The organism is Paraburkholderia phenazinium (genome assembly GCF_900142845.1).
GTDB classification, from domain to species: domain Bacteria; phylum Pseudomonadota; class Gammaproteobacteria; order Burkholderiales; family Burkholderiaceae; genus Paraburkholderia; species Paraburkholderia phenazinium_A.
In genome coordinates, this window is record NZ_FSRU01000001.1 from 2,369,108 (window position 1) to 2,383,178 (window position 14,071).

The 14,071-nt window shown below is 63.0% G+C and carries 15 protein-coding genes; 7 read left to right on the top strand and 8 right to left on the bottom strand.

The window, feature by feature from the left end:
* Window positions 1-25: 25 nt before the first annotated feature.
* The 3 genes from BUS12_RS10300 to BUS12_RS10310 all read left to right on the top strand — a co-directional run bounded on the left by BUS12_RS10300 (window position 26) and on the right by BUS12_RS10310 (window position 2,571).
* Entirely contained in the window at window positions 26-994 is a 969-nt protein-coding gene (locus BUS12_RS10300; RefSeq protein WP_143788300.1) for an anti-sigma factor family protein, read from the top strand.
* A gap of 216 nt (window positions 995-1,210) precedes the next feature.
* Window positions 1,211-1,729, top strand: coding sequence for an RNA polymerase sigma factor (locus BUS12_RS10305; protein ID WP_074295595.1), 519 nt, complete (start codon window positions 1,211-1,213; stop codon window positions 1,727-1,729).
* Window positions 1,726-2,571, top strand: a complete 846-nt coding sequence (locus tag BUS12_RS10310; protein WP_074295596.1) for an anti-sigma factor family protein — start codon at window positions 1,726-1,728, stop codon at window positions 2,569-2,571. The genes BUS12_RS10305 and BUS12_RS10310 overlap by 4 nt, the downstream gene beginning before the upstream one ends.
* Window positions 2,572-2,614: 43 nt before the next feature.
* On the opposite strand, the gene BUS12_RS10315 is transcribed toward BUS12_RS10310, so the two are convergent.
* A complete protein-coding gene (locus BUS12_RS10315; protein ID WP_074295597.1) occupies window positions 2,615-3,538 on the bottom strand; it encodes an AraC family transcriptional regulator in 924 nt (307 codons plus the stop codon).
* 193 nt (window positions 3,539-3,731) lie between these two features.
* On the opposite strand from BUS12_RS10315, the gene BUS12_RS10320 reads away from it, so the two are divergent.
* Complete coding sequence (locus tag BUS12_RS10320) at window positions 3,732-4,631, top strand: NAD(P)H-binding protein (RefSeq protein ID WP_074295598.1); 900 nt, start codon at window positions 3,732-3,734, stop codon at window positions 4,629-4,631.
* A 216-nt stretch (window positions 4,632-4,847) separates the two neighbouring features.
* Here BUS12_RS10320 and BUS12_RS37800 read toward each other — a convergent pair whose 3' ends face one another.
* From BUS12_RS37800 to ribA, 3 genes are all read right to left on the bottom strand, one after another.
* Window positions 4,848-5,216 carry a hypothetical protein gene (locus BUS12_RS37800; RefSeq protein ID WP_083640333.1) on the bottom strand — a complete coding sequence of 123 codons (369 nt, stop codon included), beginning with the start codon at window positions 5,214-5,216 and terminating at the stop codon, window positions 4,848-4,850.
* 133 nt (window positions 5,217-5,349) lie between these two features.
* The gene (locus tag BUS12_RS10335) at window positions 5,350-6,468 is read right to left on the bottom strand and encodes a type IV toxin-antitoxin system AbiEi family antitoxin (RefSeq protein ID WP_083640334.1); all 1,119 of its coding nucleotides are present in this window, start codon (window positions 6,466-6,468) and stop codon (window positions 5,350-5,352) included.
* A 362-nt stretch (window positions 6,469-6,830) separates the two neighbouring features.
* Entirely contained in the window at window positions 6,831-7,478 is a 648-nt protein-coding gene (gene ribA, locus BUS12_RS10340; protein ID WP_074297345.1) for a GTP cyclohydrolase II, read from the bottom strand.
* 318 nt (window positions 7,479-7,796) lie between these two features.
* Here ribA and BUS12_RS10345 point away from each other — a divergent pair, with 318 nt between their 5' ends.
* Window positions 7,797-8,237, top strand: coding sequence for a CBS domain-containing protein (locus BUS12_RS10345; RefSeq protein ID WP_074295601.1), 441 nt, complete (start codon window positions 7,797-7,799; stop codon window positions 8,235-8,237).
* 173 nt (window positions 8,238-8,410) lie between these two features.
* On the opposite strand, the gene BUS12_RS10350 is transcribed toward BUS12_RS10345, so the two are convergent.
* Both BUS12_RS10350 and BUS12_RS10355 read right to left on the bottom strand, forming a co-directional pair.
* Window positions 8,411-8,764, bottom strand: coding sequence for a DUF4148 domain-containing protein (locus BUS12_RS10350; protein ID WP_074295602.1), 354 nt, complete (start codon window positions 8,762-8,764; stop codon window positions 8,411-8,413).
* Between the two features lie 287 nt (window positions 8,765-9,051).
* Complete coding sequence (locus BUS12_RS10355) at window positions 9,052-9,684, bottom strand: DNA-3-methyladenine glycosylase (RefSeq protein ID WP_074295603.1); 633 nt, start codon at window positions 9,682-9,684, stop codon at window positions 9,052-9,054.
* Between the two features lie 339 nt (window positions 9,685-10,023).
* Between BUS12_RS10355 and BUS12_RS10360 the strand changes: the two genes are divergently transcribed.
* Complete coding sequence (locus tag BUS12_RS10360) at window positions 10,024-10,383, top strand: BON domain-containing protein (RefSeq protein ID WP_074295604.1); 360 nt, start codon at window positions 10,024-10,026, stop codon at window positions 10,381-10,383.
* A 138-nt stretch (window positions 10,384-10,521) separates the two neighbouring features.
* On the opposite strand, the gene BUS12_RS10365 is transcribed toward BUS12_RS10360, so the two are convergent.
* Window positions 10,522-11,676, bottom strand: a complete 1,155-nt coding sequence (locus BUS12_RS10365; protein ID WP_074295605.1) for an acyl-CoA dehydrogenase family protein — start codon at window positions 11,674-11,676, stop codon at window positions 10,522-10,524.
* Window positions 11,677-11,883: 207 nt separating this feature from the next.
* On the opposite strand from BUS12_RS10365, the gene BUS12_RS10370 reads away from it, so the two are divergent.
* Entirely contained in the window at window positions 11,884-12,966 is a 1,083-nt protein-coding gene (locus tag BUS12_RS10370; protein WP_074295606.1) for a calcium:cation antiporter, read from the top strand.
* Between the two features lie 30 nt (window positions 12,967-12,996).
* Here BUS12_RS10370 and BUS12_RS10375 read toward each other — a convergent pair whose 3' ends face one another.
* The gene (locus tag BUS12_RS10375) at window positions 12,997-13,872 is read right to left on the bottom strand and encodes a LysR substrate-binding domain-containing protein (RefSeq protein ID WP_074295607.1); all 876 of its coding nucleotides are present in this window, start codon (window positions 13,870-13,872) and stop codon (window positions 12,997-12,999) included.
* Window positions 13,873-14,071: the final 199 nt, after the last annotated feature.

Consider the following 14,071-nt stretch of genomic DNA (forward strand, 5'->3'; position numbering starts at 1 on the left):
AACGCCTACAGGATCGTGTTAGCCGGTGAACAGGCAATCTCTTGGCACGACCCACATGAAACCGAACGACCCGCGGCGCGACCCGCCGCTCTCCGAAACCGATATCCAGGCCTATGCCGATGGTCTTCTTGCGCCCGAACGCGCCGCCCATTTGCGCCAGTACCTCGGCAAGCGGCCGGGCGAGGCTCGCCGGGTGGCCTTCTACGGCAAGCTGAACCAGCAGATCCAGCATGCCTTCCTGCCGACCGACGAGCCTTTGCCGGCTCTCGCCTCGAGCAACGCATTCGCCCGCAGTGTGCCGGGCCGGTGGCTGGGCCGGCGCCTCCGGGCGGCCAGGCTGCGGCCGTTGCGCGCCTTGCTGGCACTGGTTCTCGCGGCGGCGCTGGCCTTGCTCGCCGCCAGCGGCTGGATGGCGGCGTCGCAGGTGTCCGATGAAGCGCTGAACAACGCCGCGGTGATGGCGCTGGCGCAGGCGAGCGGCGGCCATTTCGGCGCCGCGGTCGAGTCTGCGGGCGGTGTGAAGGCGGCGGCCGGTACGGCACCCGGGTCTGCGGGCGGTGTGAAGGCGGCGGCCGGTACAGCACCCGGGTCTGCGGGCGGTGTCAATGCGCGTGCCGGTACGACGGCCACCGCCGCGAGCCGTAGTGCAATGACGGCGCCTACGGCGGCGACATTGGCGCCCGCCCCGCTCATCGCCGCCCCGGACGCCCCCGATCTCAGCGCAGCAGGCATGCACCTGGTCAGCGCCCAAACCCGCAGGCTGGGCCCCGTGGCACGCGCCACCGAATACGTCTACCTGAACGCCGAGAACCAGCCCGTGGTACTGCTCGTGGCCCGCTCGCGCTCGATGACCGCCCAGCCGCAGTGGAGTGCGCGGCGTGTGGGCACGCTGCGGCTGCTGAGCTGGAGCGCACGCCAGCAGCGTTACGTGCTGGCCGGCGCGGCCGACGCGCACGGCCTGATGCGCGCCGCCGACCTCATGACGATGCGGTGAGCAAAGGCCGTAGAAGCGACTTATTTTAGGTTCGCGATTGAGCGCGGGAATAAAATGCGCTCAACCGTGTTTGCATCTGAAACGCCGTCGTGCGCCCCTGTGGGCGGGCGACGCAGTCTCTCCTCCTGGAAACCGCGGGCCACCCGCGGTTCTCTTGCCCCGCGTGGGCAGCCCGGCGCGCAGCGACAGGCTGGAAAGCACTTACTGGTAAGGGCAATGGACATCCGTGACGAGTTAATGGAGCACGTCCCGCGGTTGCGGCGCTACGCAAGGGCGCTGATCAACAACCGGGACCTGGCCGACGATCTGGTGCAGGACACCTTGGAACGCGCCTTGGGGCGCACGGCACTGTTCCAGGCCGGCACCGATCTGCGCGCATGGCTGTTTACGATCATGCACAACGTGTTCGCGAACCAGGCGCGCAAAGCGTCCGTGCGGGCGGTTCACGTGTCCGTGGACGACGACAGCATCGCCGAGAGCGAATTCGCGGTGGCGTCGGATCAGACCCGTTCGCTGGAAATGCGCGATCTCGACTACGCCTTGCAGCGCTTGCCCACCGAGCAGCGGGAAGTAGTGCTGCTGGTTGGACTGGAGGAAATGAGCTACGCCGACGTGGCGCTCGCGCTGGACATCCCCATCGGCACGGTGATGTCGCGGCTATCACGCGGACGCGAGCGGCTTAGGGCTTTGATGGCGGGCACGCAGCCCAGCGCGAAATTACAGGTGGTGCGATGAACGAACAACTCACTCCGATCAGCGAAGAAGAGCTGCACGCGTACGTGGACGGCACGCTGTCCGACGAGCGTCGCGCCCAGGTGGAGCGTGCGCTCGAGCAGAACCCGGAACTGGCCGCGCGGGTCAGCGACTATTTCTCGCTGAACAACCTGTTTCATGATCGCTACGACCGCGTGCTGAGCGAGCCGGTGCCCAAGCGGCTGCAACCGCCGGCGCCGAAGCGGCGCTGGCTCGACGCGGCGAACTGGCCGCAGTTCGCCGGGATGGCGGCGGCGCTTGTGCTGGGCGTCGGTATCGGCGTGGGCACGCAGATGGGCAAGGATGTGCCGGGCACGACGGCATCCCCGCTGGGCATGGGCAGCGATCATTCGGATACGCGGCCCGTCAGCGCGGACGCCTCGGATGGGCTGGCGCGGCAGGCTGCAATCGCGCACGTGGTGTATATGCCCGCCGTGCAGGTGCCGGATAGCGTCGGTACCGATCAGGATCGGGACTTCGTGCAATGGCTGTCGAACAAGCTCGGCACCGATGTGCATGCGCCACTGCTCAACAAGAGCGGTTTTGAGCTGAGCGGCGGGCGCATCTTGCCCGGTGCGGACGGTCCGGTTGCGCAGTTCATGTACCGCGGCCCAGGCGACGAGCGGGTGACGCTGTGCATCTCGCATCGCAAGGTGAATTCGAACACCACCGCGTTCAAGCTGTATCAGGACGGTCCGGTGAACGTGTTCTACTGGGTGGATGGGGATTATGGCTATGCGGTGTCGGGCGGGATCGACCGCAAGGTTTTGCTGCAGCTGTCGCATGATGTGTATGCGCAGTTGACGGCGGCGAAGGGAGGGTGATGCGGGTTTGCCGGGCCGCACACGCCCCCGGTGTGCCTGTGGCCTATGGTTGAATCAACCGCAATGCTCCGCCGCGCTGCGAGTCTGCCGCCGCATCACTCGTAGCGCCCCTCACCAACTCCCGCGGCGTCACCCCCAACAACCGGTTCATCCAATGAGCCATATGGCTCTGATGCGCAAAGCCGGTCTCCAGCGCCACCTGACTCGCGCTTAACGCACCCTGCAACAACAGCGCCCGTGCCCGCTCGACACGCCGCTGCACCACATACTGATGCACGGGCACGCCGAGCGTCTGCCGAAACAGCACCTTGAAATGCGGCACGCTGAGGTCCGCCAGCGCCGCCAGTTCGCTCAAGGTGAGACGCTGCTCCAGATTGCTTTCGATAAACTCCACCACCCGCGCGGCGGTCCGCGGCGCGAGCCGCTTGCTGCGCTTACCCTCCAGCGCCGGCGCCCCCTCGGCCAGACGCACGATCATCGCCGTGCTGAGACTTTCCGCGTAAAGCGGATCGGACGCGTCGTCGGCTTCGAGCTCGGCGCGCAATGCCCACGCCAGATGCTGGAAACGCGTATCCCGCATCTGAAACTGCGGCCGGATGTGCGCCTCGCTCGCGCGCAACGCCATCTGTTCGAAGGTCTTTCGCACCAACGCATCGGCGAACCACACGCTAAAGATCGTGCAATTGGCGTCGTCCGCCCATTGACCGTCGAGCCCTGCGGGAATCACATCGGTGTCGCCGGGAGATTGCAGGCGGACGTGGCGCCGCTCGTTGCACAGGCAATGCGCCTTGACCGGCGCGCCCACATGAATGCCGACCCGGTGGTGCGGCTGCGCCGGAATCCGATGCACCCCCGCGGCCACACTGACCAGTTCCGCGCCGAAGCCTTGCCAGCCCAGGGCCGCGCTCGATCGCAAACTGATGCGGGTGCCCGAGTGGGGTTTGGGAATCGGAATCACAGCATTCATGGCGGACCCTCTCGATTGACGGCAGACGTGCCTGCATTGTGCGTCGTTTTCCGGGGTCTTGCATGACGTGCCGCCTACGTCGTCCGAGCGCGCAAAAACCGTCATCCGGATCTGCTCACGGCCATCCATCCCTGCGCGTTGCGCCCGCGACGGCCTTCTATGATGGGGACACCCTACCCACAAGGAGCACACCGTGTTCGTCGTTTTTGGAGCATCAGGCAATGTTGGAGACGCCACCGCAGTCCGCCTGCGCCAGGCCGGTCGCGCGGTGCGCGCCGTGGTTCGCCGTGAGAAGCAAGGCGACTACCTTGCCGCCCTCGGCTGTGAGATCGTCCTTGCCGATCTCACCGATCGCGCATCCGTCGCCAAAGCGATCGAAGGCGCGGACGCCGTGCAGATTCTCTGTCCGGTGCCGCGCACCGACCCTCACCCTGCCGACACGATGCGGCGCATGATCGACACGGCGGCCGACGCCCTGCGGGCCAATCCGCCGCCCCGGATACTGGCGCTATCCGACTATGGCGCGGAACTGGAGCATGGCACCGGCATCACGCTGCTGTTCCACCACATCGAAGCGCAGCTAAAGCCGGTCATGAGCCATCTGACGTTCCTGCGCGCAGCGGAGCACATGCATAACTGGGGGCGTGTGATACCGGCAGCGCTGGCGGCCGGCGTGCTGCCGAGCCTGCATCATCCGCTGGACAAGCTGTTTCCGACGGTTGCGGCGCAAGATGTGGGCCGCCTCGCCGCCGACCTGCTGATGGACGACGATCCCGACGGCGAGATATCGCCGCGTATCGTCAGCATCGAAGGACCGCGGCGCGTCAGCGCGCTCGATATCGCCCACACGCTCAGCGAGCTAAGCGGACGTGCGGTCGCGGCGCAAGCGTTGCCGCACGAAGCCTGGACGCCGATGCTGCTGCGCGCCGGACTCAGCGCCAACCACGCGCAGTTGATCGTGGACCTCTACGACACGCATAACGACGGCCGCATCGATGTCGAAGAGGGAGTTGGCGAGCGGCGTTTCGGGACCACGCCGCTGGCGGAGGTGCTGGCCGCACTCCTGCCTCACGTCGAAACGGCCGCGAGCTGAACGCGTCGCTCCGTGGTTCATCCTGGATGGAGGAAACGATGTCAACTTGCCCTTTGCTACGCGTGTCTTTGACGTCGCGGTCAGCGCGCCGGACGCGGCGTCTCGCCCACGCTACCGCTGGGAAGCAAACGCGCGTCAAACGTAGCGGGTATCTGTGGCTCGCTCTTTTGCTCAGCGTGGCGAGACTGGGCCGCCTCCATCAGCTCGAGCAACTGCTCAACGCGATCCCCGACAGTAACGACGATTTCGGCTGCTTTTGATTGTCGGGTGTTCCGACACCTCCTCAACCGTTCCAGCGTATCGCAGCACGTGGACCAGGTCGCCGGCGTCCTTGTTTTCGCTGCGTTGCTCGATCGCCATCGCTTTCAGGATCACGAACGCCGGCACATCAGCGAAGCGAATGACGCGGGCGGTAACGCCTCCATCGCCAGGCAACCGCCCCGCCACCTTCCGCTCGCCAAACCAGTCGTGCACGATTTCTGCAAACTTCACTGCCAGCGCGGAGACCCGTTCGCCATCGACGCTCACCGGCCTCCCTGCGGTTTGGCCAACGGCATCGCGCAAAAACTCGACGACGACATCCATTTGCTCATTTACCTTAAGCTTCCATTGCCACGACGATGGCTTACCATCCTTGAGATTGCGCTCGAGTGCGCTCGCAAGCCTCGGTGACATCAGCGCTGTACCCTGCCGCGGTGGTGGGTTTGACTCCGGACATCTATAGCTCCAGCTTTTTAAGAACGTGTTCCGCCAACTCTTTGTTTCGACCGCGACCGTTCAGGAGGTCGAGATACATGATGAACGGGCTCGCGAAATATGATGGGTACTCCGGAACCGGGTCGCGGAACAGAAGGCTCGCACCGTCACGCTCGACAAAGACCACGTTGGCGCCTTTGTCGGCGGGTTTCAAGCGCATGTCGCGAGCAAGATCCTCGGCTTGCCCGGGCGGGACAATGATCTCTGCAGTGTCTACACTCGTGAGGAGCGGAGCATAGACATTCGCGGCGGCTGTACCTGTGAACGCCCAGTCGAAGGCCGGGTTTGACGACTCGATCTTGTCCGTCAATTTCGTGAGCAGCAGATCAGGGCGCTCCGAGAAAAAGTACCAACTGGTACGCTCCTCCTTGCGCATCGTCCATTGCGCAGCCCATGCGTCTAACAGTTTTCTCGGCTCGTTTAGCCGGCGTCGAAGCGTTCGACCCGCGCCGCTTGATTCGCACCACTCACGGCGCGTCAGTTCCTGCAGGACGACAGAGACCGTGTATTGCGAAGTTTGGGACATTGCGGCCAGCTCTCCCCCGCTCAGCCATTTGTCACGGTTGACCAGGAGCGCATGAACAACCGCCTCGCGCGAATCCGTGAAGAGCGAGGCCGCTTCTTTTCTGACCGAAGGCGGGTCCGGCCGCTCGACGTTGATCAGCCAGTTGCGCCACTTCAGGCTGAGGTTGCCGTTGCGCTCGAAATATCCTATTCCACGCCTGCGAAGTAGGTCCCGTGCCCCAGGACTCAGCGATTCGGCGGCTACCAGGAGGATGAGGTCGCCGAACTGATCGGGGTCGTAGGCGTGCTTGAATTCGTCAAGCCGCCATACCGCTCCCTGCACATCGCGCGGATAGGCATAGCGGAGCACTTCCACGGCAAGGCGCACCGAACGGCCGTCGGCATCGATATCCATAGCGAAATCCACACGAGGTAAATTCGCAAAATCTGATTCGATATGCTGGACCTTGATCCGACCGTCCGCGATCTCATCAAGAGTCGAGCTAAGCTCCTTTGCGATTTCCATCTCGAATGCACTGCGCGCGTCGGCGCTCGGCTTGCGGCGGAAGTTTCCCATGGCTCGTTCGCAAAAAGCGGTGATATTGCTGCACAGCAGAGGTTATATCATTTGCTTTTATTTAGCACATTTCGCTACTTTAGCTGTGTAGCTAAGGAGACATAAGGAAAGGCGGCTAGATTGCCCCCGAAATTTTCAAGGTATGGAAAGGAGCGCACCCGGAGGGTGATGACCGTCCTGCCCAGATCACTTCCTCGCACGCCCTGCGAATAGTCGTTGGATTCGGGGCGAGATAGCGAAGCAACTCGTCAACCGAGCGCATCGCCTGGCAGCAGGATCAGATAGAGGAAGATGATCGGAGACGCAACATCAGCTACGCGCACACCACCTCTATCCGTGCCTGCTCACCAGGCAAACCAAACCTATTCGTTCTCGTCGAAGTAATGCCCAAACTTGACCTGCTTGGTGCGGATATAGCGCTCGTTCTCCTCACGCATCGGAATCGCCAGCGCGACCCGCTCGCACACGGGGATGCCGTGTTCCGACAAGGTGTCGAACTTCTTCGGGTTGTTGCTCATCAAGCGCACCGAGGTGACTTTCAGCGTACGCAAAATGCCGGCGGCCGAATCGTATTCGCGCGAATCGTCGGGTAAGCCGAGATCGAGATTCGCCTCGACCGTGTCTCGCCCCTGCTCCTGCAGCGCATAGGCGCGAATCTTGTTCGACAGGCCGATCCCGCGGCCTTCATGACCACGCAGATACAGCAGCACGCCGCGGCCTTCGGCGGCGATATAGCGCAACGCCAGATCGAGCTGCTCGCCGCAATCGCAGCGGTAGGAGCCGAGCACGTCGCCGGTCAGGCACTCCGAGTGCAGGCGCGTGAGCACCGGTTCATTGTTGGCGACGTCGCCCATCACGAGCGCGAGATGTTCGGCGCCGCTCTCGCACACGCGAAAAACGTAGGACGTGAAGGTGCCGTAGCGGGTGGGAAGCGTGGCGACCGCGTCGAGAATGACGCATTCGCCGTTATGTTGGCCGTCTGCTTCAGACGGATTGTGAGGCGTGGGCATGGCGTTGGGCAAAGGCACTGACATGAACCCGTGAACAACCGGGGATAAAGTATGGAACTGGAGTTTACCGCTAATCGGCCTCGCCCACCTGCCGGCGCGCGCGAAGGCGGAACAGATGACAAGGCGGGCTGCCGGGGAGGCCGCGGCGAATCGCCCGCACGCCCGCACGCCCGCGGGGACCGTAGCCGGATAAAACGCCACCACCAGGGATTTGCCCATGAGTGTCCGATGGGCATGCGCCGCCTATACTGCAATGGCCTGCCCTTTACGACCGCACGTCCCGTGCCGGCGTGCTGCACTGCGATACGGAGCCGCTCCATGACTAGCGTTGCGCAACTTCTCAAATCGAAACCGAATCAAGGCGTCTTTACGGTGGCAGCGGACGATTCCGTCTACGACGCAATCAAACTGATGGCGGAGAAACAGATCGGCGCGCTGGTCGTGACCGATGGCGACAGCATCGCCGGGATCATCACCGAGCGCGACTATGCTCGCAAGGTCGTGCTGATGGACCGCGCGTCGAAAGCCACGCCTGTGCGCGACATCATGAGCAAGGCGGTGCGTTTCGTGCACCTGACCCAGACCACGGACGACTGCATGGCGCTCATGACCGAGCGGCGCATGCGCCATCTACCGGTGATCGATCAGGACAGACTGGTGGGAATGGTGTCGATCGGCGATCTGGTGAAGAACATCATCGCCGAACAGCAGTTCACCATCCAGCAACTCGAGTTCTACATTACGGGCGAGCATCCCTGAGCCGTTGCCGTACGGCAGCTACGCCCCAGCAGCAAAAAAAGCCCAAACCATCGGGATTGGGCGAAGCTACCTTGCGGCAGCGGAGGTTCCTGAAATTCGTGTCGGCGATATGCCGCGCGCATTACGCGCAGCGGCATACGCTTGGCTTTGCGCCTGGTTTTATTGCGTTCCGCTTAGTGACCGAAGAAAACGCGCTGGGCCGGCGCTTCCGGTTGCATCGGCTGCATCGTGCCTGAGGCCGACGAACCGCTCGTCGACGGGCCATAGCCGCTGGTATCGGCAACCGGCTGTTGCGCAACCGGCGGGTTTTCTGCCTGAATGCGCTGCTCGGCGGCCTGGATGTCGGCCGGATAGTACGGGTCGTTGGAGTTCGACGGGTTGTAGCCAGCCTGTTCCAGCTGGATCAACTGGTTCTTCACTTCGGCACGCGTCATGGGTTGCTGGGTGGTATCCGCGGCTTGTGCGAACGCGGCGACCGGAGCGGCGAGGATTGCGGCAATAGCAACAGCTTGAATGAGCGACTTCATGATGGCTTACCTCCAGATCTGGTTTTTTGACTTCGCTTGACACGACATGTGAGAAGCGGGTAGTTCCAGTCTAGTCAGCGCATCCTCAAGGGAAAACCCTTAATTGGGAGATACATATTTGCGAGAATCGCAAGATTGAATGGGGAACCCGGAACAAACTTCGGTCACCTGACAGGTTTGGCGTAGCAATTACCCATTTCGTAATACTTGCAGGGCGACTGTCAAGCAAGTTAGTCCGGCATCGGTCAGTCGTTCCTGCCCGCGCCCCGGCCTGGTGCGACGGCTGCTCAAGCCGGCTGTGCGGAGGGCTGCGTCAAAAGCTTGCGCGGCCCGCTGACAAACGGGCTGCCGGGTTCATAGAAGCGCAACAGCCGGTGCATTTCGCGCGACAAGCCAATGCGTTTGGTGACCGCGACCGGCACGTCCTCCGTTTCGATCCTGCCGACCCAGAGGCCGCGGCCGGTACACAGATCCCGTCCATCGAATGCTTGCCCAATGCCGAGCGCGCTCGTCAGGCGGCCCGGTCCACGGGCGAGATCGCGCAGGCTCACGCCGGGGCGGCGCGCGTGCATCGCGGCAAGACCCTCGAGCGGCTCGAGCGCGCGAAACAGAATGCCGGCGCCGGTCCCCTCTTCCTCGCTCGACATGTTCAACATATACGACACGCCATACGTGAGACGCACATAAGCATGGCCGCGGGCGAGAAACATCGAACCGTTGTATGGCCGCCGCCCCAGAAACGCATGACTGGTCGAATCGCCGAGCGGATAGGCTTCGGTCTCCACGATGCGCCCGCTCATGCGTCCTTCCGGCAGTTCGTGCACAAGGTATTTGCCCACCATATAGCGAGCGAGTTCGATGGTATCGACCGGCAGGTCGTCGCGGCGCAACGGGATAATCGGCAGCAATGGAGATGTCATTTCGGCATGCGACGATAAAGGTTGTCTGTGCAACGAAAAGTCTGTAGCAATACCGCGCAATGACTGGCTCTTTGTTGCAATCGAAAGGCAATCCGTTGTATCAAAGCAGCATTTCCCCGCACGCTTGAGTTCAAAATTCTTTCAAGTGGAGTATTGTTACATTCCGGTCACCCGCACAGCCCTTGCAGGCTTGCATGTGCCTCGGCCCGCTTGATCAGCAGACAGGTTTGCATCACTCGCAGCACAGTTTCACCCAGATTTGATCCCGAAGTACCCTTTGGTGCAATCCTGCGGTTCCATACGGAATCGTGACGAATCATGACAACAGGAGAAACTCGAATGAAAGCATTCCAGGCAATCAAGGTCATCGGTGGCGCGCTCATCGTCGTGGCGTCCCTCAACGCCTATGCACAAAGCAGCGATGCAACGGCCGCCTCCGGTGCGATGTCCGCCGCTCCGACCGCCAAGTCGACCAAGGCCGCTAACCGCGCCCTGCAACGCAGCGTGCGCAAGGCGCTGTCCAAGACGAAGGGCCTGAGCGTGACCAACATCACGGTCCGCGCACGCAGCGGCGCTGTGACACTGGAAGGTTCGGTGCCGGAACAACCGCAAGTCGATCTGGCTACGCAAGCCGCTCAAGGCGTAGCGGGCGTGACCTCGGTGAAGAACGCACTGACGATCCGCGCGATCGGCCAGTAAGCGCATCGGCCGGGCACAACCCCGCATGGCCGGGGGGTGTGCCCGCTTCAACTGAGAGCGTGCCTTCGCCCGCTTCAAGTCCCCTCAGTCTGGTTCAGTTCAGCTCTCGCCGTACCGCACTGCTCAGTGCTCGCAGCGCTAGCCCGCAAAACTGCGCTGCATTTCACGCGCAATCACAATCTGCTGGATCTGCGTCGTCCCTTCGTAAATGCGGAAGAGGCGCACGTCGCGGTAGAAGCGCTCGATCCCATACTCGCTCATATAGCCCGCGCCGCCGAAGATCTGCACGGCACGATCCGCCACGCGTCCGCACATTTCCGTCGCGAACATCTTCGCGCATGAGGCTTCGCTCGTGACCCGCTCGCCCGCGTCGCGGCGGCGTGCCGCATCGACGATCATGCAGCGCGATGCGTAGATCTCCGCCTGGCTATCGGCCAGCATGGCCTGGATCAACTCGAATTCGACGATGGGCTTACCGAACTGCTTGCGCTCCATGGCGTAGCGCAGCGCATCCGCCAGCATGCGTTCGGCCGCGCCCGTCGCCACGGCGGCGATATGCAGGCGCCCCTTGTCGAGTACCTTCATGGCGGTCTTGAAGCCGACGCCCTCTTTCTCGCCGATCAGATTCGCCACCGGCACGCGGCAGTTGTCGAAGATCACGTCGCAGGTATGCGCGCCCTTCTGCCCCATCTTGCGGTCGATCTTGCCGAGCGACAGACCCGGCGTGCCCGCTTCCACAACGAACGCGGAGATGGCGCCGGCGCCTTTCGCCGTGGGGTCGGTGCGCGCCATCACGGTGAAGAGACCCGCTTCCGGCGCGTTCGTGATGAAGCGCTTGGTGCCGTTCAACACGTAGTGCTCGCCGTCGCGCACGGCGGTGGTTCTGAGCGATGCGGCATCGGAACCCGCTTCCGGCTCGGTCAGGCAAAACGAGCCGATCAGCTCGCCCGATGCCAGCCGCGGCAAGTACTTTTCCTTCTGCGCTGAGGTGCCGTCGATAACGATACCGGTCGAGCCGATGCCGTTGTTGCTGCCGATCGCCGAACGAAACGCCGGCGAGGTCTTGCCGAGTTCGATGGCCGCCAGCACCTCTTCTTCCATGGTCAAGCCGAGGCCGCCGTATTCTTCCGGCAGACATAAACCGAATAAACCGAGGTCCTTCATTTCCTGCAATAAGGCCGCGGGAATCTGATCGGTTTCAGCGACGACGTCCTCATTCGGCACCAGACGTTCACGGACAAAACGGATAATGCTGTCGAGCAACAGATTCAGGGTTTCCTGGCTTCGAATCACAACGTCTCCTTGAAAGCTCGCGTTCGCTATTCAACGCTATTCGTTATAGTTTAATGTACTGGCGCGTATTCCCGATTCATTGCATCAAGTTGCATGCATGGTTCAGTTGCAACGGACAAGCCCTTTTTCGCATGATGCGGCCGGACATTCCTTAGCGCCGGCACGCCTCAATTTCACCTCATATGCATTAAAACAAGGAACGACCGGATGACGACAACATCGCCTGTGCTGCCTCGCTGGACCATTGGAATGCCGATCGCCGCCTGGCTCATTCTCGGTGCGGCTTATGCTCTGCCCGGTTATGGCGTGCTGCTGGCGTTCGTCGGCATCGCGTTGGCCGGCGCCGTGTTCGCCGCCGTGCATCACGCGGAGGTGGTCGCCCACCGGGTCGGCGAACCGTTCGGCACGCTGGTGCTGGCCGTGGCCGTCACGGTGATCGAGGTTGCGCTGATCGTCTCGGTGATGCTCACGTCCGGTCCCGAGAAGGCCGGTCTCGCGCGCGATACGGTGTTCGCCGCGGTGATGATCGTGTGTAACGGCATTGTCGGTATCTGCCTGCTGGTGGGCGGCATCCGCCATCGCGAGCAGGACTTCCAGGCGCGCGGCGCGGCCGCCACGCTCGCCGTGCTGGCCTCGTTATCGGTGTTGACACTGGTGATGCCGAATTTCACCACCACCCGCGAGGGTCCGCTGCTGTCGTCGTCGCAACTGGCGTTTGCGGGCGTGTCGTCGCTGGTGCTGTACGGCGTGTTTGTGTTCGTGCAGACGGTGCGGCATCGCGACTATTTTCTGGCCGCCACGCCCGACGAAAGCGTGCACGCCGAACCGCCGAGCGTCACGCAAGCCATGCTGGCCGGCGGCCTGCTGCTGGTGTGCCTGGTGGCCGTGGTGCTGCTCGCCAAACTGCTCTCGCCGACGGTGGAGACGGCCGTGCAAAGTATCGGCGCGCCGCCCGCGGTGGTGGGCATCATCATCGCGGCGCTGGTGTTGTTGCCGGAAGGACTCGCAGCGGTGCGGGCGGCGCGTGCCGACCGCTTGCAGAACAGCCTGAATCTGGCGCTCGGTTCGGCGCTCGCGAGTATCGGCCTGACCATTCCCACCGTGGCCGGCGTCTTCCTGTGGACCGGCCAGCCGCTCGTGCTCGGCATCAACGGCAAGGAAACCGTCATGCTGACGCTGACGCTGCTGGTCGGCACCCTCACCCTGAGCACAGGGCGCACCACCATCCTGCAAGGGGTCGTGCACCTGTCGCTGTTTGCGGCGTATCTGTTCCTGTCGTTTGCGCCCTGAGTGGGGTGGGCCGCGCGCGTCCGCACAGCGTCATTCGGCCCAATGTTCCGCGATCCACTCGCGGAACAGATTGACCTTCTGCTGATGCGCAACGCAATCCGGATAGACGAAGTAGTAGCGCCATCCCGTGACCAGCACTTCGTCGAACGGCCTCACCAGCCGCCTGGCGGCCACGTCTTCGTCGATCAGCGCAAGGTCGCTGATCGCGACGCCGAACCCCTGTAGCGCCGCGTTCGTCGCCAGGTCGAGCGTGTCGAAGCTCGGGCCGTGACTGGCATCGATATCGCGTGCCTCGACGTGATCGAGCCACATCTTCCAGTCGCGATGGTCGCGGGTCGGATGCAGCAAGGTGTGACGCGCCAGGTCGGCGACGCTGTCAAGCGGCTTGCTGGTCAGCAGCTCCGGCGCGCAAACCGGCGTCAGGCGCTCTTCGAAGAGCGGCACGGCCTGCACGCCGGCACCCGGCGACGAACCGTAGATGATCGCGGCGTCGAACGGCTCGCTCTGGAAGTCGACGTCGTGCTGCCAGGTGGTGGTGATCTGCACATGCAGGTCCGGGTACCCGGCCTGGAACTGCATGATTTTCGGCAGCATCCAGCGCATCACGCAGGTCGGCACCTTCAAGGCCAGATCGGTCCGCTGGCGCGTGAGGCGCAGCGAGATTTCCTCGATGCGCGCGAAACTCTCCTTCACCGCAGGCAGCAGCAACTCGCCTTCCGCCGTGAGCGTGAGCCCCTTTGCCTGGCGCTTGAAGAGCGGAAATTTATAGTAGTCCTCCAGCGCGAGAATCTGCCGGCTCACCGCGCCTTGCGTCAGGCATAGATGATCGGCCGCACGGGTGAAGCTGCGGTGCCGCGCAACGGTCTCGAAGATCTGCAGCGCGTTCAGCGGAGGAAGTCGTCGCATGGGCGCGGTCCGGGTATCAGGAAAATGCATTGCAATGGGATGCGCTCGGCGGGCCGCTTGTCCCCAGTGTGGCCCTCAGCATAAGCGATCAAAAAACTTCCCGCCGTCTGCGGCATGAGCTTACGTCATGGCGGTCATGCAGAGATTTCGTTTGTTGGGTGATTTTGGCAAACCTAGAGTGCATCCACCCGCAACGCGT